General features: G+C 41.6%; 17 protein-coding genes. 4 read left to right on the top strand and 13 right to left on the bottom strand.

Features of this window, described 5'->3' with window-relative positions; translation table 11 throughout:
* Positions 1–29 precede the first annotated feature (29 nt).
* The gene (gene dnaG / locus RM049_RS19600; protein ID WP_322705335.1) at positions 30–1,952 is read right to left on the bottom strand and encodes a DNA primase; all 1,923 of its coding nucleotides are present in this window, start codon (positions 1,950–1,952) and stop codon (positions 30–32) included.
* Between the two features lie 193 nt (positions 1,953–2,145).
* Here dnaG and RM049_RS19595 point away from each other — a divergent pair, with 193 nt between their 5' ends.
* A complete protein-coding gene (locus RM049_RS19595) occupies positions 2,146–3,498 on the top strand; it encodes an N-acetylmuramoyl-L-alanine amidase (RefSeq protein ID WP_322705334.1) in 1,353 nt (450 codons plus the stop codon).
* A 104-nt stretch (positions 3,499–3,602) separates the two neighbouring features.
* On the opposite strand, the gene RM049_RS19590 is transcribed toward RM049_RS19595, so the two are convergent.
* The 5 genes from RM049_RS19590 to RM049_RS19570 form a co-directional block, all read right to left on the bottom strand.
* Positions 3,603–4,703: an LLM class flavin-dependent oxidoreductase gene (locus RM049_RS19590; RefSeq protein WP_322705333.1), complete on the bottom strand. Its 1,101-nt coding sequence runs from the start codon at positions 4,701–4,703 to the stop codon at positions 3,603–3,605.
* A 139-nt stretch (positions 4,704–4,842) separates the two neighbouring features.
* The gene (locus tag RM049_RS19585) at positions 4,843–5,622 is read right to left on the bottom strand and encodes a class II aldolase/adducin family protein (protein ID WP_322672528.1); all 780 of its coding nucleotides are present in this window, start codon (positions 5,620–5,622) and stop codon (positions 4,843–4,845) included.
* A 479-nt stretch (positions 5,623–6,101) separates the two neighbouring features.
* Positions 6,102–7,946, bottom strand: coding sequence for a tetratricopeptide repeat protein (locus RM049_RS19580; protein ID WP_322705332.1), 1,845 nt, complete (start codon positions 7,944–7,946; stop codon positions 6,102–6,104).
* 123 nt (positions 7,947–8,069) lie between these two features.
* Positions 8,070–8,840 (bottom strand): WecB/TagA/CpsF family glycosyltransferase, encoded by a 771-nt coding sequence (locus RM049_RS19575; RefSeq protein WP_322689745.1) that lies wholly within the window; start codon positions 8,838–8,840, stop codon positions 8,070–8,072.
* A gap of 223 nt (positions 8,841–9,063) precedes the next feature.
* The gene (locus RM049_RS19570; RefSeq protein ID WP_322705331.1) at positions 9,064–10,131 is read right to left on the bottom strand and encodes a glycosyltransferase family 4 protein; all 1,068 of its coding nucleotides are present in this window, start codon (positions 10,129–10,131) and stop codon (positions 9,064–9,066) included.
* Between the two features lie 340 nt (positions 10,132–10,471).
* On the opposite strand from RM049_RS19570, the gene RM049_RS19565 reads away from it, so the two are divergent.
* A complete protein-coding gene (locus tag RM049_RS19565; protein WP_322705330.1) occupies positions 10,472–11,974 on the top strand; it encodes an acyl--CoA ligase in 1,503 nt (500 codons plus the stop codon).
* Between the two features lie 335 nt (positions 11,975–12,309).
* Here the strand turns inward: RM049_RS19565 and RM049_RS19560 are convergent, their stop codons facing one another.
* Positions 12,310–13,080: a biotin/lipoate A/B protein ligase family protein gene (locus tag RM049_RS19560; protein WP_322705329.1), complete on the bottom strand. Its 771-nt coding sequence runs from the start codon at positions 13,078–13,080 to the stop codon at positions 12,310–12,312.
* Between the two features lie 470 nt (positions 13,081–13,550).
* Here RM049_RS19560 and RM049_RS19555 point away from each other — a divergent pair, with 470 nt between their 5' ends.
* A complete protein-coding gene (locus tag RM049_RS19555) occupies positions 13,551–16,007 on the top strand; it encodes a HEAT repeat domain-containing protein (RefSeq protein ID WP_322705328.1) in 2,457 nt (818 codons plus the stop codon).
* Between the two features lie 278 nt (positions 16,008–16,285).
* On the opposite strand, the gene RM049_RS19550 is transcribed toward RM049_RS19555, so the two are convergent.
* The 4 genes from RM049_RS19550 to RM049_RS19535 all read right to left on the bottom strand — a co-directional run bounded on the left by RM049_RS19550 (position 16,286) and on the right by RM049_RS19535 (position 20,179).
* The gene (locus RM049_RS19550; RefSeq protein WP_322705327.1) at positions 16,286–16,948 is read right to left on the bottom strand and encodes a SnoaL-like polyketide cyclase; all 663 of its coding nucleotides are present in this window, start codon (positions 16,946–16,948) and stop codon (positions 16,286–16,288) included.
* A 251-nt stretch (positions 16,949–17,199) separates the two neighbouring features.
* Positions 17,200–17,706: a GNAT family N-acetyltransferase gene (locus tag RM049_RS19545; RefSeq protein ID WP_322705326.1), complete on the bottom strand. Its 507-nt coding sequence runs from the start codon at positions 17,704–17,706 to the stop codon at positions 17,200–17,202.
* Between the two features lie 244 nt (positions 17,707–17,950).
* The gene (locus tag RM049_RS19540) at positions 17,951–19,555 is read right to left on the bottom strand and encodes a 2-isopropylmalate synthase (protein ID WP_322705325.1); all 1,605 of its coding nucleotides are present in this window, start codon (positions 19,553–19,555) and stop codon (positions 17,951–17,953) included.
* Between the two features lie 102 nt (positions 19,556–19,657).
* A complete protein-coding gene (locus tag RM049_RS19535) occupies positions 19,658–20,179 on the bottom strand; it encodes an NYN domain-containing protein (RefSeq protein WP_041565194.1) in 522 nt (173 codons plus the stop codon).
* A gap of 736 nt (positions 20,180–20,915) precedes the next feature.
* On the opposite strand from RM049_RS19535, the gene RM049_RS19530 reads away from it, so the two are divergent.
* Complete coding sequence (locus RM049_RS19530) at positions 20,916–23,288, top strand: CHASE2 domain-containing serine/threonine-protein kinase (RefSeq protein ID WP_322705324.1); 2,373 nt, start codon at positions 20,916–20,918, stop codon at positions 23,286–23,288.
* 296 nt (positions 23,289–23,584) lie between these two features.
* Here RM049_RS19530 and gorA read toward each other — a convergent pair whose 3' ends face one another.
* The gene (gene gorA / locus RM049_RS19525; RefSeq protein WP_322705323.1) at positions 23,585–24,931 is read right to left on the bottom strand and encodes a glutathione-disulfide reductase; all 1,347 of its coding nucleotides are present in this window, start codon (positions 24,929–24,931) and stop codon (positions 23,585–23,587) included.
* 396 nt (positions 24,932–25,327) lie between these two features.
* Positions 25,328–26,095, bottom strand: a complete 768-nt coding sequence (locus tag RM049_RS19520) for an exonuclease (RefSeq protein ID WP_322705322.1) — start codon at positions 26,093–26,095, stop codon at positions 25,328–25,330.
* Positions 26,096–26,222: the final 127 nt, after the last annotated feature.

Raw genomic sequence — 26,222 nt, 5'->3', positions numbered from 1 at the left:
AGCTGAGATAACTAAGATTCATGACAGCCTTAATCACTAAATCTTTGTACTTCTTCTATGGAAAAATTACGCTGTTCGTTTAACTCCAGATATCGCTGTTTTTCGGCTGGAAAAGCCTTACCATAGTATTCATATCGCTCCGGTTCAGCTTTCTCATCACTTTGTTTCCATTGTTCCTCTAAGTGACGGTAGCGCTTTTGACTCATCACCAGTTCCATACAAGCGATCGCAGCTTGAACCACGTGCGAGGTACGCAATATTTCTTTCTTGCTTTTCTCATTTAGATGAAACAAATGGGAAACTAATTCCAATTCCTCTGCCAATTCTAGATATCTGTCTTGCAGATTTGATATTAAATTTATATGCTCCACCTTAAACTCTAAAATCTGTTGCCACAAAAATCGGTGATGAGAAAGGCTAAATTCTAAATTTTGCCCCTCTAGTTTGTCAATAATCGCTTGACGCTGTTCGGGGCAATGTAGGTAAATCTTCAGCAATAAAGCCTCTGCCAGTTCTAAAAGACTGCCTCCAGTAAGAGCATTTCTTTGATTGACGTTTATAGACTGCTGCTTGCGTAAAGACATTGGCTTACGGGAAGTGGCAACTGGCGCAATCTGAGTTAAAAGATTTTCTACTCGTAAGGGTTTAAGTATATCATCTCCAAAACTGAGTATTTCAGCACACTGGTCAATGTAATAGTCGCGTGTATCAATATTATTAATGTTTTTTAATAACTTTACTAGCTGTTTGGAGACTTGCTGAAAATCAGTAGCCTGTTTTAAGTCTCGGTCTTGAATAATTTGCTGAATCTGCCAGTCTAGCCAAAGTGGCGCATTTTTTAGCAGTTCTCCATAATCTTCTGAAGTGTGACTATGCAAATATTCATCAGCATCTTTGCCATCGGGTAAATTGAGAATTTTTAGCTGAACTTCGCCCTTGTATGCTAGTTCGGCAATTTCACCAATCGCCCGTTCTGCGGCATTGATTCCAGCTTTATCAGCATCAAAGTTGAGTATTAATTGTTTTGATTCGGTGTAGCGTAATATTAACCGGACTTGTTCTAAGCTTAAAGCTGTACCGAGTGAGGCAACGGCGTTATTAATACCAGCGGCGTGGAGAGCGATCGCATCAAAATATCCCTCCACCACCACGGCTCGATCGAGTTTAGAAATACCATCTTTGGCTCGATCGAGGGCAAATAAGGTTTTACCTTTACTAAAAAGTTCGGTTTCGGGTGAATTCAAATATTTAGGCTGTTCATCAGTTAGAGTTCTCCCACCAAAGGCAATAACGCGTCCTTGGACATCACGGATGGGAATCATCAAGCGATCGCGAAATACATCATAATACCCACCACCTTCCCGGCGTGGCTTAATCAATCCCGCTTTTTCCAGTATTTGCACTGGGTAATGTTTATCATCCACTAAATAACGATAAAGAGTTTCCCATCCTGCGGGAGCATAACCTAAACCAAATTGCTGTATAGTTTCTTCTTTGAGTTGGCGGTTAGATTGCAAATATTCAAGTGCTTTTTGTCCTTGGGATTGTCTCAAGGCGTGTTGATAAAACTGTGCTGAGGAAGCCAGAACTTCATATAACTGCTCGCGCAAAGATAGTTGGCGCTGTAATTCTTGGCGTTGTTCGGGTTCGAGAGTTTGTATAGGTACTTGGTAACGCCGTGCTAAATCCAGCACCACATCAGCAAAAGAACGCTTTCCCAACTCCATGACAAACTTAATGGCATTTCCTCCAGCTTGACAGCCGAAGCAATAGTACATTTGCTTGGTTTGGCTAACGGTGAAACTGGGAGATTTCTCATCATGGAAGGGGCACAAACCAACAAAATCCTTTCCTCGTTTGCGTAAAACTACGTATTCCGAGACGACATCTACAATATCAGCCCGTAGTTTAACTTCCTCAATTGTGTCTGGGTGCAAGCGGGGGATTTGCATATATTAGTCATTAGTCATTAGTCATTGGTCATTGGTCATTGGTCATTGGTCATTGGTCATTGGGCATTAACTTTGAAAAAAGGACAAAGGACAAAGGACAAATGACTTCTGATCGCTATTATATTCTTGTTGCTAGACCAAGAATGATGTATACAATTGCTTAAACTTAATTTTATCAGAGGAAATACTGAAAATGGGGCGTATTTTTATATCAGCAGCTCATGGAGGCAAAGAAGCGGGAGGAATAGATCTAGGTGCGATCGCAGGTGGTACAAGTGAAGCAAAAGAAATGATTTTGCTGCGGGATTTGATTGTTACGGAACTGAGAGCGCGGAGTTTGGAAATTTTAGCGGTTCCTGATGACTTAAGCGCCGCCCAAACTATCTCTTGGATCAATTCCCGCGGCCGCCGGGGTGATGTCGCCCTAGAAATTGCAGCTAATGCCGCTAACAGTCCTTCTGTGCGTGGGGCTAGCGTTTTCTACATCACTAATAATAGCGATCGCAAGAGCAATGCTGAACAGTTACTAGTAGGATTGTTGCGCCGCGTACCCCAATTACCGAATCGGGGAGTCAAGCCAGATACAGATAGTGGATTGGGTAGTTTAGCATTCTGTCGTCAGACAACGCTGCCAGCTTTGGTAATACAAGTGGGGTTTCTCAGCAATCCAGAAGATCGGGCTTTGCTGCAAACTCGTCGCCGCGATTTTGCTTTGGGAATTGTTGATGGATTGGTGACTTGGAGTCGTGTAATTGACCCCACTCCCGGAACTCCAGCCGAAGTAAATTATCCACCTATTAATATTAATATTAATGGACAAAGTTACACCGAGCAAGGAATTTTAGTTAATGGGAATGCTTACATCCCCATTGATTTAGTAGACCTTCTCCGAATTGACCTTTCAAAAGCGGCTAATGTCAATCGCATTACCTATCACAAAGTAGTTTATGTCAAAGCAATCGAGCTGCGAGATTTTAATGTTGCAGTTAATTGGGATGCGGCGACGCGTACTGTTAGCTTGCGCTCGAATTTGATGGTTTGCCCCGGTCAATTTTCGCGGGTAATGTCGAACGGTAATACTTCCGAAGTACAGTTACAATTATTTTTGAGAAATAATAATGAAAATGCTATAACAAAGTTTCCTGATATCCCCAAACTTTATCGGGAAGAAGCAGGTATAGAGGGAGTGAACTATGATATTGCCTTTTGCCAAATGTGTGTAGAAACGGGATTTTTACGGTTTGGTGGTGATATTAAACCTGAGCAAAATAACTTTGCAGGCTTAGGTGCGATCGGTGGCGGTTCGGAGGCTGCGTCTTTCCCAAGTGCGAGAATTGGAGTTAGGGCGCACGTTCAACATTTGAAAGCTTACGCTAGTTTAGAACCTTTGGTACAGGAAGTAGTAGATCCCAGGTTTCGTTTTGTCACACGCGGAATTGCGCCATTAATCGATCAGCTATCAGGGCGATGGTCAGCAGATTTAGATTATGGTACAAAAATTTCAGCAATGCTTAAACGATTATATGAATCAGCAGGACTTCTTTGAGTATTGAGTAAATTATTCCAAGTAGGTCTGCGTCAAAATTTGTAGTTGGAATAAAGCAAGAAGCAAGAGGGCTTTAGCCTAGTTTATCTTTGTTTACCGGGGTATTAACTGCTTACTCCAACTGTTTGCCGTTCTCGTCGTGCGACTTCTGCACGTACTAAAGGTATAACATCATGCCCATAAGCGATCGCATCCTCTAAAGGATCGAAGCCCCGAATCAATAAAGTAGTCACACCTGCATCGTAATAATCAACCAAAGCCTCTGCTACTTGTTCTGGTGTACCCACTAGAGCAGTAGTGTTACCTGCCGCACCAGTAGCTGCGGCGATCGGTGTCCATAGACGCTTATCATAAATCTCATTTTTGGCGGCAAAATCTAGCAGACGTTGCGATCCTACCGCCTGTGGTCTAGCTGGGGTAGCTAATTTTGCGCCTCCTCGTAACTCTTGAATTCGCGCTAAAATACTATGTGCTTTTTCCCAAGCCTGTTGTTCTGTAGCACCAAGAATCGGTCGCAGAGAGACACTGAAGCGAATGGAGCGATCGAGTGGTAAGGCAGCACGCACCTCTGCAATTCGTTCTTTAACTGCGGCAATTGGCTCACCCCACAAGGCATAAACGTTACTGTGTTTGGCTCCTACCTGTACAGCTGGGCCAGATGCACCACCAAAGTAAAGCGGGATGTAGGGCTTTTGCAGCGGCTTGATCGCAGAGAAAGCATCCTTGATGCGGTAGAATTCACCTTCGTAATCAAAGGGAGTGTCGCTTGTCCAGACACGACGAACAATTTCTAAATATTCATCGGTGCGACGGTAACGGCTGTCATGATCTAGCCAATCGCCATCTCTTTGCTGGTCAGCATCACTGCCACCGGTAATAATATGTATTGCGATCCGACCGTTGGTAAAATGGTCAAGGGTAGCTGCTTTGCGAGCTGCCAGAGTTGGTGCCACAAAACCCGGACGATGAGCAATTAAAAAGCCCAATCGCTCGGTTGCTGAAGCAGCAAAACTAGCAACAGTCAAACCATCAGGGCTACTAGAACTATAGCCAATCAATACTTTGTCAAAGCCTCCTTCTTCATGGGCTTTGGCAAATTCACGAACATAAGCTGGATCGATGATGTCATCGCCCAGACCACCTGATGCACTATTTAATTCCGAAGTCCGTTTTGTCCGAATCAATCCAATAAATTCAATTGGCATAATTAATTCTCCTAAAAATGTTGGGGAGCAGGGGAGAAATCAATTCAAAATTCAAAATTCAAAATTCAAAATTCAAACATTGTAGAACTTCTGCCTCCTGCCTTGTCTTTCCCAATGCCCAATCCCTATTCCCTAATACCTAATCCAATAAATCTGGTTGGTCGTGGGTAATTTCATCCCATAAATACTGGAATCCACCCCAGCCTGCTTGGTGAGTACCACCGCGTTGTTGGATCTTTAAGGCGATGTCGTGGTCAATCAGGATGGGTTTTCCTACAGCTTCTGCTAGCAATTGCGCCTTAGCAGTATCCTCTAACCTGATATACCACCAAGCGGCTTCATCCACACTGTGTCCCACGGTCAATATTCCGTGGTTGCGTAAAATCGCCGCTTTGCTCGTTCCTAGTGCCTGGGCAATGCGTTTTCCTTCGCTTGTTTCTAAGACAATGCCTGTAAAATCATCAAATAGAGCATGATCTTGGTAAAAAGCACAGGAATCTTGGGTAATCGGATCGAGCAACCGACCCAAAGATGACCAAGTTTTGCCATAGAAAGAATGAGCATGAGCCGCTGCGATGACATCGGGGCGGGCTTCGTGGATTTGAGAGTGAATGGCAAATGCTGCTTGACTAACTTTGCCTTCACCTTGGACTACCTGACCTTCACTATTCACCAATATCAGGTCTGATACGCGAATGCGACTGAAGTGTATCCCAAAGGGATTTACCCAAAAATGATCGGTAAGTTCGGGATCTCGGGCAGTGATATGTCCTGCCAATCCTTGAGCAAAACCCAAACGCGCAAATACCCGAAAAGCTGCTGCCAAGCGTTCTTGGCGATGGCGGCGCTCTGATTCAATGGAAACGAAAGTCGGTGGCTGAAAGGGATTGCTGGGGCGGACGAGAGAAGTTTGCACCATAATTTTCAACTCCTACGTATGGATTGGGTAGACCTACAGCGTTGCCTCACTGCTGCTGAAAGCCTCAAGGTTTGTCGATAGAGATCGCTTCACCATTAAACTAGCGATAACAATAAAGAATTATGGCTCGGTGGGCGATGCCTACGGCGGTAAACTACGCAGTTTTTATCGCTGCAAAGACGTATTGTTTAATCATGTCCAGTGGACAATGCTACAAATAACTTTTGGCTAATAACCGTAAATACGTTACTAATTTACTGATACCAGCTTTTCAACTACCTATTGACAACAAATTTATTAACTAGAGTAGTGTAGCAAACTCCTGTAAACCAATCGAATTACAGTAGTTTAAGCTACAACGAAATTACCACAGTTCATTTAAATAAGCAAGCTAAATATAGAGTTCTACTAGAAAATATACTTGAGGAGACTGTTGTGATTTGTTAAGCTATGGAGCGATCGCTTGGTTTTTTCGGTTCTCACATATCTCCTTTATATTCTTCTAACAATTGCGGAATGTGATCGTAACCATCTACACCGATAACCGCAATAATTTTCGGGCGATGTTGTTGTAAGAACTTTTGGAAAGCTTCTGCCCCGATTTGTCCTTGTAAAATTGTCAGTAACCCTGCTGCTTGACGCCACTCATTAGAAGCAATTTGCTCTAAAAGATACATTCCCAAGCAACCTGTATAAACAGTTTTTTCAGAATTTTGCAGGTGATAATAAGCTTCTGCTAAATAAGCTAAATTCCGCCCTTGGAGATACAAATCACCAGAAACTTGCGCTGTTTTAAAGCCATCTTCCAGATATTTAATTGCAGTTTGGTGTTCTCCGATTACTAAATAGGCAATTCCTAAGCTGCTGACACATAAGGCTTTACTTTGCAGATCGCCTAATTTTTCTGATAATTTTAAACCTTGTTCCAAATAATTAATTGCGGCTTCATAGGTTTCGGGTTCTAAGTTTTCCAATTCCTGAGCTTGCATGACTTCGCTGTAACCCAAATTTACCAGCGCGTTTGCTTCTCCTGTGCGATCGCCTGCTTGCCGACTCAGTATTAATGCTCGTTGACTGTAATTAATTGCTTCAGCATAATTTTGCTGTTGCACGTAGGTACGGCTGAGATGGTTGAGATTGGCAATTTCACAGGTGCGATCGCCTGCATTTCTGGCTATCTCTAGCGCTTGCTGATGAAAATCAATGGAGCGCTGGTATTGTCCCAAAGCACGCTGAGAATAACCTAAAAGTGTCAAAATCCGCGCTTTTTCTTGGGTTCCCTCGCCTCGTCGCAGTGGTTCATCTAAATAATCTAGGGCATCTCGTAAATAAGTGCCAGTAAAAGAGGCAAAAATCCCGCCGTAAAAAGGAAAATACGGACGCTGGGCAAAGGTTCGTAAAATCTGGAGCATGATTTGAGAACAGGCATCGCTGTATATTGTCCCAATGCTCCTAAAACCACTTGCTAATTGACTCCAAATCACCGCAAAGGTCAAAAAAGTGGAAATGGACAACTTTGGCCCAGCCTTAATATCGTAAGCTTGTTGGTCAAACCAGCTAATTAGTCCCCGTTGCAAGAACTGTAAAATTAATGCCATTTCCACCCAATCTCTGAGGGTAATACCACGCTGTCGTTCGGCAAACTCAATTGCGGATTCTTCTCTAGCTAAAGTGCGAAGCAGTGCTTGGGGTAACTCACTATTGAGTTGTTTGGCCCAACTTGCCCAAGGGCCGCGTTCTCCCGGTACACCGCCAAACCCCAGAGATTCTTTTTGCTCGTACATCCAACTGAGCAAGTTGTCTTGCAATCGCTGCCAAGAAGCTAAACCACGGGTAATCCCTTCGGAAAATTGTTGTAAATCAGCATCTGCCTGGGCAAATTGCAGCAATGCCTTGGACAACTGCTGTAACTGTTGTAAATTTAGCGGATACTTCTGATTGGGGTCAGTAACTCGGATAAATGTTGCTAGACGCTCGGCAGCAGGGGTTGTGGTGATTTCTGTAACTGCGGAGGCGATCGCTTCTGTTGCTTTGTTTTGCTCTTGCCAGTGTTGCCATTGACTTTGAATGGTCTTAATGGCTCTCAAAGAGCGAGTCGCTTTGGCTTTCTTGAGTTCGTCTTTTTCGTTATCTACTTGGCTTTGGAGGGAATTCAGGCGATCGCTCAAAGCTAGCTCAAAGACTTCCCCTGTACCGGAAGAGATTCCTTTAAGCAGCATTTGATACACCTGTTCTACAGAGCTAATTTTGCCCTTGAGGGTGGTTTCGACAATTTCATCGATTAAGGCAAGATAGCGATCGCTTAATGGCAGAGAGTCTGGCACTTTGGCTACTAGGAGAATGTCACGTCAATTCTAATTCTAGTCTTGGCTGCACAGGTAGGGGAAAGAATTAGCCACTTTTGGGCAGTCATGGTTATAACAAATGCAAAATTTAGAAAAATTTATTTAGCGATTTGTTATCATTCCTTGAGTGATTCGCTTTTTAACTACGCGATAAAAAAATAATGGAATGCCTACAATATAACGGTCTGCTAGACGAGTAGGTTCAGTAATTAAGCGTGTTAACCACTCCAGACCATTATCAGTCAGCCAACGCGGGCCGCGATATATAGAGTCAGTATAAAAATCTAGACAAGCACCTAAAGGTAAAAATACAGTAGTTTCAATTTTATTGAAGTTATCTAAAATCCAGCGTTCCTGTAATGGCATACCAAAACCAATATATAAAATATCTGGTTGGAATTTATTAATTTTTTCTATTACCAAATCATTCTCTTTTCCTGATTTATCAAAATAACCATGATGTCCTTGTACGCGTAAATTAGGCGCAATCAATCCTAACTTAGTAATTGCCTTATCTACTACGCCAGGTTTTCCAGCTAACAAAAATAAAGAAAGGTTTTCTTGCTCGCACTTGAATGCTAAATCTTCTATGTAATCTGGTGCTGTCATTCGATGTGCAGATTGCATTGAATAACCATTGAATCTAGCTCCTACCATTACACCAAATCCGTCACAAAATACTAAATCAGCTTTATTCAAAAAATCTCGATACCAAGACTTTTCATAAGCGAAATTCATTGCTCTGATATTCACATGTCCTACAACTGTCTTTTTTTTATTTTTTGCTGCTTCTATTAAATAATCAACTAATTCTTGTACTTGAACTTTATGAAATCTTGTATCAAGCAATTTAACTTCCGGAAAAGTTTTCATTTCTGCATTCCCTCACTTATTAGCCAGTATACCAAGTTTAGAAGAATCAGAACAATAAAATAATAATACCTTTATCGCTACCTTAAATTTTCATAATTTTAAATTAAATTCCTTCCTTGATAACATCTATTATCCTTGCATACAGAATAAATTACGTCGTTTTTGAATTTGGTGTTTAATACATAGGGTAAGTAACTTAAACCTACTTTCATCAAGATGGTTATCAATTGATAACTGCTGTATAAATACCTCTTAAAGATGTAAGATATTTGTTGATGTCCAAGTCTTTAACTCTGACTCGTGCATTATTTCCCAAAGATATTCTCAGATTTTCGTCTGCAATTAAAGATTGCATTGCCTCTGACAATTGTTGAATATCCCCCGGATCAATTAATAAACCATTCTGATTTTGAGTAACTATTTCGGGTATTCCTCCCACTCCAGTAGTGATAACTGCCAAACCCCAACTCATTGCTTCTAATAGTGCCATAGGCAAACCTTCGTTGTAGGAAGGTAACACAAAGACATCAGCTTTAGTGAAAAGATCGTCGCGTTTTTCTCGATCTACCCAATCAAGAATAGTGATGTAGTCAGTAAGATTTAGAGTTGGGAGCAAACTACGAGCTTGTTCTACATCTCCATCCCCGGCTATAACTAACTTAGCTTGGCTTTGTTGAGCAACAGGCATAGAAGCAAATGCTTTAATTAAATCAAAAGTGCCTTTGCGCTCACCAATGCGCCCTAAAAATAAGAAAAATATTTGTTTGGAATCTATTCGCTGTGGTATTTGTGCGGGAATTTTTACCGGGTTAGGCAGAACAATAACTTGTTCTGATTTCAAGCCAAGATTCTCAATGTAGAATTTTTTCCAGCTATCTGATAAAACGATGAAACGCGTACATTTACAAAACGACCAACTTAGCCACTGCTTAAGCCATTGGGGTAGTTTTGAGTAAAACAAATGAAAATCAGCACTATGAGTATGAATAATTACTGGCTTTTGAAATAGCCAACCAATCAGAGTAGTGATTGAATGACGAAAAGCGCTACCTCTATCTGAAACATGGATGTGAATTAGGTCAGCTCTTTGGTTTAATAAGTTCCAAAATAACTCACCTATTGCCTGCAAAAAAACTAATATTTTATAGACAGTAGAACCATTTGGTAAAGTTGTAATGTGTTTAATTTGAATATCGGAAGTAGTTTCTTCAAGAATGAGCTTTTCCACAGAAACTATTCCACCTTGGCGCTCCAAGCTTTCGCCCAACATAGTAATTTTTATGGGACTCATAATTGCTATTAATATATTTTGAAAATTGAGTACACAGCTATTTATATAAACTATTGAATGAATTTATTCTAGTTTATATCCAAGGGCGTACTCCCAAAGCATTTTGAGAATTAATCCTAATAACTCTATCTGTTTGAGCGCAGAGCCACAAATTTATTCAATGTATACTTTTATGATTTTACAGGATGATCTCCATAACAAAAATCTGTCAGAGAAATTGTTATGAGGATGTTTAAAACATTGTTGTTAATAACAGCATTCTAGCACTCTCTCATAACTCAAAGCTAAGTAACAATTTTTTGTTTAAGCTAAATCATATATTTACAGGTCAGAAAAACCAATGAATTTATTTGAGCTTTTAGTAGGAGAAGACAATCATCCAGCCCTAGTTACACCTGATGGGCGATCGCTAACCTATAAGCAATTGCGCGAGAATGTTATTGCACTGGTATCTCAACTCAACAGCTTTGGATTGAAACGGGGAGAACGCATTGCCATAGCCATGACTAACGGTTCACCAATGGCAATTACCTTTTTGGCTGCTGCCTTATGTGGCACTGCTGCACCCTTAAATCCCAAATACAAACAAGAAGAATTTGCCTTTTACTACCAAGATACCCAAGCAAAAGCACTGATTACGTTGTCTGAGGGGTCAGAAGCAGCCATTGCTAGTGTCACACCTGATATGATGGTGATTAATGCCAAGATAAATACTGACGGCACATTAAGCTTTGAATCAGTCAAAACAGGTTCAGAACCAGCAGAATCCGCGAATCCCACAGCCCCCAACGCTGATGATATAGCGATGATTCTCCACACTAGCGGCACTACCAGTCGTCCCAAGCGTGTGCCGATTCGTCATCGCAACTTAATTGCTTCAGCCGGCAATCTGATTAGTGCTTACTCACTCACAGCAGCTGATACTACAATATGCCTAATGCCCTTGTTCCATGTTCACGGATTGGTGGGCTGTTTGCTGGCAACTCTGGCTTCGGGTGGTACATTAGTTTGTCCCAATGGTTTCAATGCCTTGGAGTTTTGGAAACTGGTAGATACCTACAAACCCACCTGGTACTCCGCAGCGCCAACTATGCACCAGACAATTTTGGCGCGCGCTAGCCGTAATACAGAAATTGTCAAAGCTAACCGTTTTCGTTTCATTCGCTCTAGTAGCGCTTCTTTGCCGCCGATTATCATTGAACAGTTAGAGGCAACTCTGAATGCTCCTGTGGTGGAATCTTACAGCATGACTGAAGCATCTCACTTAATGACCACCAATCCCCTACCGCCAAAAGTCAGAAAACCAGGTACTGTAGGTTATGGCTTTGGCGTAGAAGTCGGCATTATGGACTCTGAAGGCAACCTGTTATCTAAGGGAAGCTTGGGCGAGGTAGTGGTAAAAGCACCCAACGTTATAGATGGCTACGAAAACAATCCAGAAGCTAACGCCACTGCTTTTGTAAACGGTTGGTTCCGCACAGGCGATCAAGGTACAGTTGATGCAGATGGCTACCTCTGCTTGACTGGACGGATTAAAGAATTGATTAACCGGGGTGGGGAAAAAATTTCTCCTTTAGAAGTGGATGATGTCTTGCTACGCCATCCCGCCGTCGCCGAAGCCTTAGCCTTTGCCGTCCCCCACAAATCTTTAGGAGAAGATATCCACGCAGCTGTTGTTCTAAAAGCAGAAGCTAGCGAAAAAGAACTTTTAGCTCACTGTGCAACTATGCTGGCAGACTTCAAAGTTCCCAGGCAAATTCACATTTTAGAGCAACTACCTCGTGGTGCTACCGGTAAACTGCAACGGTTAGCGATGGCGAAATTGCTGAATATAGAGGAATAGGGAGATAACGGTAGTTTACTAAACGATCTGGCACACCCACAGCGAACACGCTCTCAATAGACCGATCGTCAAAATCACAAACGTCTATGCAATCTACAAAAACAGAGATTGAACAGTCAGATCCTTCTGAGTGATACTGAAGTTACGCTGTTCTGGTGTGGCAACGAATGAAACGATCGCCTTTACAGCAAATGATGTAAATTGAAATGTCAACTTTTTATTTACACTGCAAAACTACAGTGTACAGCGATTTTACTTACAAAAAACTTTGGTATTATACGTATTTATTACATAATCTCAAGTTTTGCAACAGGCGATACTTACGGTGAGCTACGCTAACGCACTTCATACAGCGATCGCAATTTGAGGATATCTTCCCATTCGAGATCGGTAAATGGTTGGGTAACTAGTTCTATACCAAAGTATTGTCTTGCCGTCTCTGTCAATGTCTCCACAATCTTTGCAATCCAGTTATCCTCGTCCTGTGTATTGCAAAGTGAGGTATTCCACGGAGCCGGTTGTTCAAAGATTTGCTGAAATAAACCTTTGTCTGTAGACAAAATCATCGAGCCGTGTTGAAGAATGGTATTTTTCCCCTTGCGTTGGGCACTACCAATAAATTTACTTCCATCGGCAGTAACTAAGTCAGCTGCTGTTGCTGTGTTGAAACAACTGGGATTATGAATGTAACCCCGTCCAGCAGAACCATAACTTAACTCAATACCCAAGGTTTGCCAGCCTTGGATTAAAAAGTTACAGATTTTTTCATAAGTACCCCAGCTTTTTCCAGTACTAGCTGAGGTAGTCACAGAGTAGGTCAAGTTTCCTTGGTGGAGAACAGCTCTACCTCCTGTTGGACGACGAACTAGATCGAGTGGCTGTCCCTGATAAATCAGATTATGCCATTGGGCAGGCCATTGTTTTTGCAGATGTCCCAAAGAAAGAGCATAAGGACACCAGGTATAAAAACGCAAGGTAGCCGGGTGCTGTCCCTTTTCACATTGGTTGAACAACCAAGCATCGATCGCCATTTGTACTCCTCCTGATGTCTGAAGCATTGGGATAAAACGCCAGGTAGATGGTGGCTCGGTTGCTAATTCTCTCATAGGTTTCGGACTTTGGTAAAGATATTGACATCTTAATACCAGTATTTAATAATACTTTTGTTTCAGATTATCAGGAAAAATCTGTTTATGAATTTCATCAAAATGTTTATTAAAGGCAAAACTGTATTCAATTTTAGATTTTTAATCTTCCAGGATTTATGCAAACAATAGCCATCTCTACTTGAGTTTTATCCCCATTAACCTCGACAAATTTTTCAAATTTTTCCCAGTCAGTAATTTTGTGACCATTACAAGAGTGGTTGATTTGGTAAGGCTTTATAATCTCCCGTGCTGACTTTTCGTTGAAGCCAAAGGTTGAAAGCGGGGGTAAAGCAGTGCGACGCCGATAGCGAGTCTGCGAGCGTCATAGCCCGTCGTAGACATCGCTAACCCGCATTGACAGTTAGATTACAATCTTAGGTATAGTTTCTCTGACTGGAGTTGTTCATCGGGTGATTCAATCCGATTCAATGACAAAGCATACCAGACAAGTATTACTTAGTGCGCTCAAGGTGATTGTCTTATGCCTGACACTGTTCCTACTATGCACAAGCAATAGTTGGGCGCAAATCACTGCTGACAGCAAAATTTCTCCTCTGATTGAGAAGCTGATAGATAACGATGCCCACATCAGAAGCCTTGCAGCAGATGCATTAGTTAATATCGGTTCCCCAGCAGTGCCGTCTCTGATTGAGGCTTTGAAAAATCAGGATATTAATCTTCGCTGGCACGCCGCTTCGGTTTTAGGAGATTTGGGTGCAGAAGCAGCACCAGCAGTCCCAGCCTTAAGTGCGGCATTACAGGATGAAGATGGACAAGTCCGCCTGTACGCCACCTTAGCTTTAGGAAATATTGGTACAGCAGCCAAAGCAGCAGTTCCATCGTTGATGGCGGCATTACAAGACAAGGAGCAATTCGTTCGTATTTATGTTCCTTCTGCACTCAGAAAAATTGGTGTAGAAGCAAAAGTAGCTGTCCCAGTATTAACTGCTGCCTTAAAAGATAAGAACCCCACTGTACGTTACAATTCTGCCTACGCTCTGGGTGCAATGGGTACAGATGCAGTATCTTCTGTCCCGAATTTAATTGCCCTGTTGAATGATAACCAGTTTTACGTGCGTTTAGGTGCTATCAAAGGTTTAGGAGGAATCGCGGCAGGCTTTCAGGACAAAGCCAATGCTTTACCTACCTCGAAGTTGCAGAAAGTCATCTCAGACTTTGAGCAGGTATTGGCAACTATACAAAAATACAAAGATAAATTCACAGAAACGGACATTAGGCTGATACGTCGCCCTCTCAATGCCCTGAAAGCAGAAAAAGAAACTCGCCTCTTTGATAGAGTTCTGGAATCGCTATTTAAGCATAAATTACTTTTGGGAATTGCCGCTTACCTTATCTTATTGCCTTGTATTTGGTTAATTCTCTTGCGGGTAGCCCCTTTATGGTTGTTGAAAATTAACAACGCCCTCAAACCCTACACAGATTTTTCTCTCCCATTTATCAGCGTTAATGTACCTCTGCGATATGTGCTATTTGTTGGCTGGTTTCATTACCATCCCAGAGTATTAGATGCGTGGGTAGCTAAATATATCAAAGCAGCCCGCGAACAATTTCCCAAAAAGGATACAGTTAGCAGTCGCGCCTGTTACATTCCTATTCCCGTTGTTCTGGATGGTACAACAGTTCCCCAACTGATGAATGAGAATTTGCGCTCAACTTTCGAGAAACAACGTACCTGTCTAGTAATTGGTGGGGAAGGAGGTGTAGGTAAAACCAGTTTAGCGTGTCGAATCGCTGGATGGGCAATGGCTGAAGATGAAGACCAACAACTCTGCAAACATTTGATGTTACCTGTGCTTTTGGAAGAAGAATTTCGGGTAACTGAAGGTAAGTCACCGCTTTTAGAAGCCATCAGAGGACAGTTGCAAGCTTTAATTGATGAGCCAGAGCCGATTTGTCAAGAATTACTGTTACGTTTGTTAAGAAAGAAACGCATTTTAGTAATTGTAGACCGATTCTCAGAAATGAATGCGACTACACGAGAAGCAATTGAGCCAGAGTCGCCAGAGTTTCCGGTGAATGCATTAGCGATTACTTCCCGAATTGAGGAAAAGCTGGGGCGGGTTAATAAGACGATAATTAAACCTTTGCGGATTGAGGCGAATAAACTATCGTCCTTTATGGAAGCTTATCTCATGCAGCGAGGTAAACGCGATCGCTTTACTGACCAGGAATTTTTTGACGCTTGTAACCGTCTTTCTCTGATGGTCGGTCAAAATAATATCACTGTCTTGCTGGCTAAACTTTATGCTGAACAGTTAATCGCCAGCAAAGATGTTACATCTAATATTTCTGCGTTGCCAGAGAATATTCCTAATTTGATGCTGGGTTATATCAATGAACTCAATCGTGATGTTACAGACAATCAATTTGATGACCGCACTGTTCATCAAATTGCCAAAACCATCGCCTGGGAATGCTTGCAGAAAAGTTATCAACCAGGAACCGCCAAGCGTGCCGATGCCATTGCTGCATTAGCAGCTTTGGGTATTGATGACCCCGAAGCACACCTCAATTATCTGGAAAAACGTTTGCACCTGATTCAAACTATCGGTTCTGCCAAAGACAGAATCCGTTTCTGTCTCGATCCTTTAGCTGAGTATCTTGCAGGTTGGTATTTAATAGAATTGTATGGCAATAACGATGGGAAATGGCGATCGCATTTTTTCAAAAAGGCAGACGATTTAGTTAAAACAGGCGCACCAGATGCAATCAAAGGCTTGTTGTTGGCAGTGCGAGATTGCTACTTATCTGAGGTTCAAGGTAGCAAAGAAACAGACTTTGTACCCCAAAAGTCGGGTAAACTGGCTGGGTTTACACCTTCAGTAAATGCGCCAGCTACTACTGTACAAACACTAATACCATGAATGATATAGCGGTTGTCAATTGCACGAAATACAGACCTAACCCCCAGCCCTTTCCCTACTAGCGTTGGGGAGTAAGATTCAAAGCCTCTCTCCTTTTAGGAGAGAGGAATGGAAGTGAGGTCAAAGTGTATTGCATCCATTCGATAAACGCTATATGCATTGCATATTTTCAATGATTATACTCACTCGATCGGCGCTCTTAGGAAACAGCAGCGAACGCCGTTCGAGCGTGCTATTCAATGAATACGACTAAATGAAAATTAGTGATTGTTCTGATTTTAAGAATGGAAGGGACAACCACCACTGGTTAATTTCTGAAGAAAGACATTATTATCAAAATAATGCTCTAAAGACTCAATCTTCAAATCATCAGTGACGCGAGCAATACTAACTCCGACGATTTCTATTGTTTCACCTGTGGGTACATAGTCCTTATAGGAACCATTAAATGTTCCCCAATGTCGCCACTTAAAGGTAACATTAGGCGGCCCCGAAAGAACTTCTGTTAATTCCCAAAGGAAGCCATTGGGAAAGGCTGTATGAAAAACTTGAAATGAAGATTCAAAGGTTTCTGTTTCAGAGTCATATTGCTCAGTTTTACCCAAAAAGAGGTTATAAGTACCTTCATCTGCAACATCCTGAGCAGTGAATTGTTGTCCGCCATTGGTACTCATTTTAAACTTATCGGTAACAATCGAAAGCCACTGTTGAGGATTAGATTTATTAGAAGCTTCCATCTCAAAAGTGCGGACTAAGTTTTGAGCGATCGCTTCTAGTGAACCTTCTGGATGCTGAAATTTACTCTCTTGATGAAGAAATTCATTGGTGTATGAATAATCCGGGCGTTTTCCTTCTCGCCACTGTACTTCTTCATCACGAGCAATGACTATATCTCTATCTTGTACCCAGAGTGGCAATTCTGTTGTCTTTTCGCTACTCATACAAGCTGACTGATTATAAACATCGTTTCTCAGAATAAAGTTTTATGCTTATCAAGTAAATCTAAAAATCGAAAAAAGTAAACAATATTCATAATCAACTCAATAAACTTGACTTATAGTACAAATCAGAATAATAGTAACTACATACATCTGAACACTTAAGCTATCCTATTTAACGTAAGTTTGACAAATATCTTTTTACATCAATTTAAGTTGCTCGATCATCACTACAAGGCAACAAATTGCTGTCCTTAAATCAAATCTAATTGCATTAAATTTCCTTCAGAAAAACCGAGGCTGGAGTAAACTGGTTTACCCAATGGCGAGGCGTTAAGAACCACCCGCGTGCAAGCGATCGCTTTTAAATATTCAATTGCTCTATTAGTTAAAGATTTGGCAATTCCTTGTCTGCGGTAAGATTGTTCGACATAAACGCCCCAAATATATCCAAATTTGCGGTATTCATCTTTGAAAACATTCGGATATAAACCTGCAAAAAGTTGACAACTTACAGAACCCACAACTGTATTATCAACCTCTGCAATAAAAACCTTGTAAAACAAATCTCGACGCGCATCTTCTAGAAATTGGAGGGTAATATTCTGCCACTCCACAAGTAGATTACTCTCATCAACACCAATATCTAGCCACATTTGATAAAAGTGTTGTGCAATCACTGAATCTTCTTTGCTGGTGGCTTCTCTGATAGTTATATGTTTTTCTGTCAGCATAATTTCCAACAATTTTTTAGAAATCACAAATAACTCCTCCCCAAAGTTGGCTACCGTGTACACAGAAGTCGAATTACCCCCCTTAATCCCCCCTTGGCAAGGGGGGAAACAAGAAAATCTATCTAGTTCCCTCCCCTTTGCAAGGGCAGGGTTAGGGTGGGGTAAAACCCTGATTAATAAGCTATTTCAGACTTGTGTGTACACCGTAGCTAAAGTTGGAGAAGAGTTTGTTAGCATCAGCCAAAAACTGGCAGTTTCACAGATTCCGATCTTAGACTTTCTGTGCAGTTACTTCCTCTGGCTTTTCTTGAGTTTGCAAAGATGCATACAACCTATTCAACGCATTTACATAAGCTTGCGCGGATGCCACGATGATATCTGTATTGGCTGCATGACCAGAAAACACTTTAGACTCATAACGTAAACGAATCGTCACTTCGCCAATGGCATCAATACCGGCTGTTACTGACTGCACAGAAAACTCAATCAACTGGTTGGGTACATTCACCACACGGTTGATAGCTTTGTAAACTGCATCCACTGGCCCAGTACCGATCGCAGCATCGGTTAATTCTTCACCGTCTGGGGTGCGCAGAGTAACTGTAGCAGTAGGACGGGCGTTGCTACCGCAGGAAACTTGCACCAACTCTACCCGGAACAAATCGGGTGCTTGTTGGATTTCATCGTTAACGATCGCTTCCAAATCCCAATCGGAAATTTCTTTCTTTTTATCTGCTACTTCTTTGAATCTGACGAAGGCTTTGTTTAATTCAGTATCTGACAGTTCAAAGCCCAATTCTTTCAACCGAGTCCGAAAAGCATTTCTCCCTGAATGTTTGCCCAAAACGATTTGATTGTCTGTTAAGCCAATCAATTGGGCATCCATAATTTCGTAAGTTAGCTTGTTCTTTAATACACCATCTTGGTGAATTCCAGACTCATGGGCAAAGGCATTCGCCCCCACGATCGCTTTATTTGGTTGTACCAACATTCCCGTCAAATTGGAAACTAAGCGTGAGGTTTTGTAAATTTGTCGGGTGTCGATATTTGTCAGCGATTCTTGAGAATCTTCTGGTCTGCCGAGATAAGGGTTAAAATATTGCCGCCGCACGTGCAACGCCATGACTAATTCTTCGAGTGATGCATTGCCGGCGCGTTCGCCAATGCCATTGATCGTACATTCTAGTTGCCGTGCGCCATTTTTCACGGCTTCTAAAAAGTTAGCAACTGCCAAGCCTAAATCATTATGACCGTGAACGGAAATAATCGCTTGGTCGATGTTGGGGACATTTTCGATAATGCCTTTAATTATGGCTCCAAATTCGCTAGGGGTTGTGTAACCTACGGTATCGGGAATGTTAACTGTTGTTGCACCAGCTGCGATCGCTCGCTCTAACACTTGGTACAAAAATTCTGGATCGGAACGAGCCGCATCCATTGGCGAAAATTCCACATCTGTCATGAAAGATTTGGCATAAGCGACCATTTCTTCGGCGATCGCTAACACTTCTGCCCGTGACTTTCGCAATTGATACTCTAAATGAATATCAGAAGTCGAAATGAATGTGTGAATTCTGGCATTAACTGCTGGTTTTAATGCTTCCGCAGCCGCTTCAATATCAGCTTTAATCGCTCTTGCCAAACTACAAATGACCGGGCCATTTTCTGTCCCGACAATTTGAGCAATTTTCTTGACTGCTTCAAAATCTCCCGGACTAGCAAAGGCAAAGCCTGCTTCAATTACATCTACACCTAGACGCGCTAATTGCTTGGCAATAACTAGCTTTTCGTCTATATTCAAAGTCGCTCCCGGACACTGCTCTCCATCTCGCAATGTTGTATCAAAAATGATGATTCGATCTGTTTTGTTTCTCATTTGCCGTTTGTTGTTTAGTGTTTAGTGTTTACTTGTGGCTTAATATATCTTCAACCCTAGTTTTTCTTTTACTCTTATTTTTGTAAATAATTGTTAAAGCTACTAACCTTCAGTTTTTTCTATTTGATCTCTGATATCATTTAAATCTATATATCTATCTGTAGCATTGCGTAGTTCTCTAGCAATCATTCCTTCTGTTGATACTACCGTAATATGTGTATTTTTTGAGCGTAATAGTTCGATTGCTCTTTCAAAATCTCCATCACCACTGAATAATACTACTCGGTCATACTGGTCTACTGTATTAAACATATCTACAACAATTTCAATATCTAAATTCGCTTTTTGCGAGTAACGACCTGACGTATCATCATAATATTCTTTCAGAATTTTAGTTCGTACTGTATATCCTAGACTAATTAGAGCGTCTCTGAAACCTCGCTGGTCTTGTGGATCTTTTAAGCCAGTGTACCAGAAGGCATTAATTAATGTTGTTTCTGATTGCTCATGTTTGAAGTATTCTAAGACTCGTCGCGGGTCAAAAAACCAGCCATTTTTTTGTTGAGCATAGAACATATTGTTTCCATCTACAAAAATAGATAGACGATTCATTGGAGAACCCATACAAATTTACACCTAATAATATATATGAATTTAGATGGAACAATAGATTATAGCAATTTTCAAATGCCTTGTTTGCTAATATCTATAACGTAGTTCTTTATCTATAGCTTTTATCCTACCTCTTTCAAGACATAAAAACGCTTGCAATATTGGAGTTGAGATCCAGGATGTTAACCTGATTCACCCAGCACAGCAAGAGCCACGCGGCGATCAAAATCCACCCAGAAAATTGACCCAATAACAGCATTCATCGCTGCATAACCCTAAAGTTTACTCCTAAAGAGGTATCACATCGGCTTAAGGTAAGATATAAATTAAACCCTATATTTCGCTAAAGCTGTCAGTATCAGGACACGCTTTGTGGAGATTACTAACATTGCGCCAGAGACAGAAGACAGCCTTGGACTGCTTATGGTAAGGCACCCAGTTAGTAACGTACTTGTTGGTTAGGTTAGGGTAAAATCTTGCCAGAACCAAATGCACTGGTAGAGTATATCCGACTCCGATCTATGAGACAATCACTACTTGTAACTCATTCACCAGAAAAAGAATAAATTAAGTAGTGGTTGAGTAAGAATTTTTTGGGGGCTGGCTCTGCCAATAAAATTTTGTTGATGAATAGAAGATACTTTACAAATGTATAAGATTATCATTTAAGTCTTATTTCAATGTGCTTACACTAAAACGCGGTCTGAATAAATAAAAGTGTTGGACTAAAATCAATCAGTAACACGATATGGCAGAAGAACCTACATCTACCTTAACTAAAAACTATGTCTCTACTGCCAATAGACTGTCAAGTAAACCAACAAAAGTGACTTCAACAGCATCTGCTCGCCACTCTCGCTGGATGGTTCGCTTAGGTCATTTACTGGCAGGTACTTGGGCAATTGGGGGCGCACTATTGAGCGCTTCTGGTGGGGAATCGGTTCAATTGATGGAAAATCAGGTGCTTTCTGGCTTTTTTCAACTGCGCGGGTCGATCGCGCCTCCAGAAGACATCGTAATTTTAGCAATAGACGACCAGTCAATATCGGTTCCCGAACAGTACTATAAAACAGATCCGAAACAGTATGCCTACTTAGAAACACTGAAATCTTATCCTTATAAACGGGCTGCATACTCCCAGGTAATTACAAAATTAATCGAAGCAGGTGCCCGCGCTGTAGCATTAGACGTAGTTTTTGATACGGCAAGCAGCTATGGAGTTGCAGACGATCGCCAATTTCAGGCAGTACTGCAAAAATATGGCAATAAAGTTACCTTAGCAGCCGTTTACGAAAACTCCCAGACGCACCAAGGGTCTTTTACGCAACTGACAGACCCACAACAAATGTTTCGTACAAAGTCAGTATCCATTGGTTCAGTTAATTTTCCTTTAGAAGTAGATGGAAAAGTTCATCGATTAGCGAGTGAGTATCCCAAATTATTAGGTGAAGATAATTTATTTACCAAAAAGCGACTCTCTTTTGATGAAGCCGCGCTGAAGGCAGCGCAAGTAAATTATCCCCGACCAAAAGGCGATCGCATTTATTTTTGGGGGCCTGCGGGTACATTTGAGCAAAAACCTTTTTGGCACGTACTCGATCCGCAAAACTGGAACAGCTATTTGCAGCAAGGAAAGGTGTTCAAAGACAAAATCGTGCTGATTGGTGCAACAGATCGGTTACATAATGATTATTATCCAGTTGCTGGTAGTAATAGTACTGAACCGATGTCAGGCGTGGAAATTCACGCCAATGCGATCGCAACTTTGATGACAGGAAAAGCGATCGCCCCAGGAATTAAGAGTCCACCATTGCAGGGTTTGTTTGTGCTAATGCTAGTTGGCAGTTCAGCCTTGATGATTAGCAGACGCAAACGTAGCATCCATAGATTTTTCTATAGCCTCGCCCTGTCTGGCGCTTGGGGAGGAATTAGCTATGGGTTATTTGTCTATGGTCAGTTAATTTTTCCCACTAGCGTACCAGCGATCGCGATCGCCATGACCGGAATTTCCTATTTGGCAACCTCAGTCATCAGAGAAAGCATCAGAAAACGCCAATTAGTAGACATTTTTCAGAAGTATAAAACTTCACCCGTTGTCCAAGAGATTATCAGCCAACAAGATGACTTCCAACACCTAATCCAGCAACGAGATTTAGCCTTATCAGGGAAAGTCTTGGCTAGACGCTACAAAATTGTCAAAGTTCTCGGTTCCGGTGGATTTAGTGAAACCTACATTGCCGAAGATACCCAACGTCCTGGTAATCCGCGATGTGTTGTCAAACAACTAAAACCAGCCAATACCAAACCAGAAGGATTGCAACTTGCCAGACGTTTATTTCACTCAGAAGCACAAACGCTAGAAAAATTGGGAAGGCACGCTCAAATTCCTCAACTTTTGGCCTATTTTGAAGAAGATGAAGAATTTTATTTAGTCCAAGAACAGATAATTGGTCATCCTTTAAATCAAGAACTTCCAGCAGGTAGAGCAATTGATGAAATTGCCGCGATCAAAATTATCAGGGACTTATTGCAAACATTAACATTTGTCCATGAAAACCACGTGATTCATCGGGATATTAAACCCAGCAATATCATCCGGCGACACTCAGACGGAAAACTGGTGTTGATTGACTTTGGAGCCGTTAAAGAAGTCGGCATCAAACAGCTCGATCCTCAAGAGTCCACCCCTTTCACCATTGGTATTGGTACTCAGGGTTACGCACCAAGCGAACAATGTTTTGGGCGTCCACAGTACAGTAGTGATATCTATGCAGTTGGCATGGTTGGGATTAAAGCCTTGACTGGTGTAGCACCCCGTGAGCTAGATAGAGACGCTAAGGGGGAAATCAAATGGAGAGATGCCTACGGCGGTAAACTACGCACTCAGGTCAGCCACTCCCTAGCTCAGATTCTCAGTAAAATGGTGGTGGCTGACTTCAAAGAGCGATATCAGTCTGCATCAGAGGCTCTTAAGGATCTTGAAGCTATTAAAGCTCTTGACAATTTGGTAAATTTCCAACAGAGAGACTATATTCCAGAAGATGACTTATTAATGAATACTTTAGACGATTTAGACATACCCACAAAATCTTACTCAGAAGGACAAGAAACTTCCAAATAAAAAAATCTCCAATCACTCTGGAAACTGTTCTTAAGTAGGCAAAGCCAAATCTGATAGTTGTATTGGATACAAAAATTTGAATATTTTATACCAGTTTGAAAAAATAATGCGACAAATAGACTATTTGTAGAGACGCGATTCATCGCGTCTTTACTCAAAGATGTGTTGCAATAATTAATTGAACTGGTATTAATTTTTGGAGTTGTCAAAGTATAATCGGGCAGGAAAATAGGGAGATGAGAAGAAGGATTTCCCCCTTCTCATTTGTGGCTTTTTCACTCAGTCCTGCACATGATTTAATTTAACGACAGAAATTCTTCTCCTGTCGTGGGATGAATGCCTATTGTTTCATCCAAATCTTCCTTGGTAATGCCTTTGCGAATTGCCACACCTAAACTTTGAATGATATCTGCTGCATGTTCGCCCACCATGTGAGCGCCCAAAACTTGCCCAGAATCACTATTTAGCACTAACTTTATAGTGGTTGGCTCATCCTGTTCGATCATCTGATACAACAGTGGTTGGAACTCGGTGCAGTAGCATTCTACAGATTCACCAAATTTTTCTCGTGCTTTCGCCTCCGTCATCCCCACACTAGCCGCTTCTGGACGGCAAAAAACAGCAGTGGGCACATAATCATAATTTAGTTTTTGCGCCTTGTTCCCAAAAACTGTATCGGCAAAGACAATACCTTCTGCCTTAGCCACTGGAGTCAATTGCACGCGGCTGGTGCAGTCACCCACAGCAAAAATGTTTTCTTGGCTGGTGCGGCTGTATTCATCTACTTTGATTGCACCATGTTCACCAAGTTCAACATGGGCATTTTCCAAACCAAGATTCTTGGTATTTGGAGCATAACCTGTGGCAACTAAGATGGTATCTGCTGTAATTATTTCTTGGCTCTCGCCAGTAATAGTTAACAACAAACCCTCTTCTGAGTATTTGATTTCTTGAACAGTGCTATTGGTGAAAAACTTAATTCCGCGTTTAATCAACCCCTGTTGTACAGCAGAGCAAATGCGATCGTCAAACCCTGATAAAATCATCTCGTCTTTTTCAATCACCGTCACCTCACAACCGAAAGCGTGCATCATACTGCAAAATTCTACGCCAATGTAGCCACCGCCAATAATTGCTAAACGTTTTGGCAGATAGGGTAGCTGAAACATCTCGCGGGATGTGATGGCGTATTCTATACCTGGGATTTTGGGCTTAAGGGGTTGTCCTCCCACAGCAATTAAAATTTTGTCGGCTGTAACTTTGCGTCCATCAATATTGATAGTATGGGCATCGATGAAAGTGACACGTTGAGAAATTAATTCAATTCCAGCTTTTTGCAATTGCTGAAAATAGGATTGGTTAACGCTGTCAATATGCTGATGTACTGACTTAATAAATAATGTCCAGTCAAAGTATGTTTGACAGTCACTCCACCCATAACTTTGTGCGATTTGATTTTTGAGGGCGAAGTCAGCAGCGTAGACAATCAGCTTTTTTGGAACGCAGCCGCGATTTACACAGGTGCCACCAATAGCTTCTTGTTCGGCAATGGCGACACGTACACCATAACTAGCGGCTTTTTTAGCTGCTGCCAATCCCCCAGGCCCAGCACCAATGACAAACAAATCGTAATCAAATGTCATAAAAATCTGTTCCTTTTTCACTTTTTGGAATGCAGAGCTATTTCATACCTTATAGTTATTCACACAAAACTTCATCTACTGTCTTTGGGTGGACAATTTGGGATGAAACCAGGCTAATATTTAGCAGATTGCCGCATTAATAGTATTAGATCGAAAAGAATAGCGATCGCCCAATGATTACTAAGTTATATTACACTTTATTGACAAACAAAGCATATTGTTATCTAAAAAATTAGAAGTGCGATCGCTGGCGACAAGGTGTAACCCATTGCCTAATTTGGGCAGCGGCCATGCTAGAAAACAAGTGGAAATGCGATATTTGCAGATAATTATGGAGAATCTAGTAAAGTTTGCATCTCTTCTGCATCCCTTGTCATTCCCAATTGCTCAAAACCATTAATAGCCTGAGTTGACAATTGGCACGCTTTCTGGACACTTCCCCACTTTCTCTCGTGCTTGTAAAAAATTGCGATCGCCTATACTCAGCTGGAAGCGATCGCACTTCTGGGCAGCAACTGCACTGAAGAAAAAATTCAGCCGATTAAGCCATTGATGCCAGACATGAATTAGCCTTGCACGGTCAAATTCAAAAATCTCTGCTTCTTCACCTGGCAAGGCTACAACGATAAGAGCATGGTTAATTTTGCAGTTAAAGAGGCGATCGCTATAATACCGATTTATTGCACCACCATAAGCAGCTAGTTGTAAAGGTTTGTCATAAAGCTTATCAAATCTCAGTTTTGGTTCCTCGGCTGTAGTCCATTCAATTAAATGGGGAACACCTTGGTAACGAGCAACTAAATCAACTTTCCCGGCGTAAAGTTCTTGATAGTTAGGCACAACTTGCTCAACTAGTTGAACATCGCTAAGTTGGTTTAGCACAGATTGAATGCTATCCCAGTAAGGCTGAATCAGGCTGCTGTCAGGTTTGGACGAGTAAACTTGCAGGTGTTCTTTAATCAACTGGTGCAAGGCATTTCCTCGGCGACGGCTGTTAGCAGCGATTCGATTTGCTTCTGCATCGCCAACTTTATTACGCCAATAGGAAAGGGCGGCTAGAGACTTTGGGGGCTGTGTTGCTTTTAAAACTGTGGTAACAGCAGGAAGAAGAACGCCACCATTGCCTTGATAGTAGCATCGTCCGCTGATGTAAGTAGATTTCATAAGTTGTGAGTGGTGAATTACTACATCAACTTTTGCGTTAGCCTAGTACACAAGTAATACACATGCTGTGAGTCTTTGCGAGTATATCGAGTACACAGATGTGTACCGTGGTTGTGATGGGCTGATA

Source organism: Nostoc sp. DedQUE04 (genome assembly GCF_034530995.1).
Classification (GTDB): Bacteria; Cyanobacteriota; Cyanobacteriia; order Cyanobacteriales; family Nostocaceae; genus Nostoc.
Note: the sequence above shows the minus strand (reverse complement) of the source record. Positions and strands in the feature narration are given on the sequence as shown.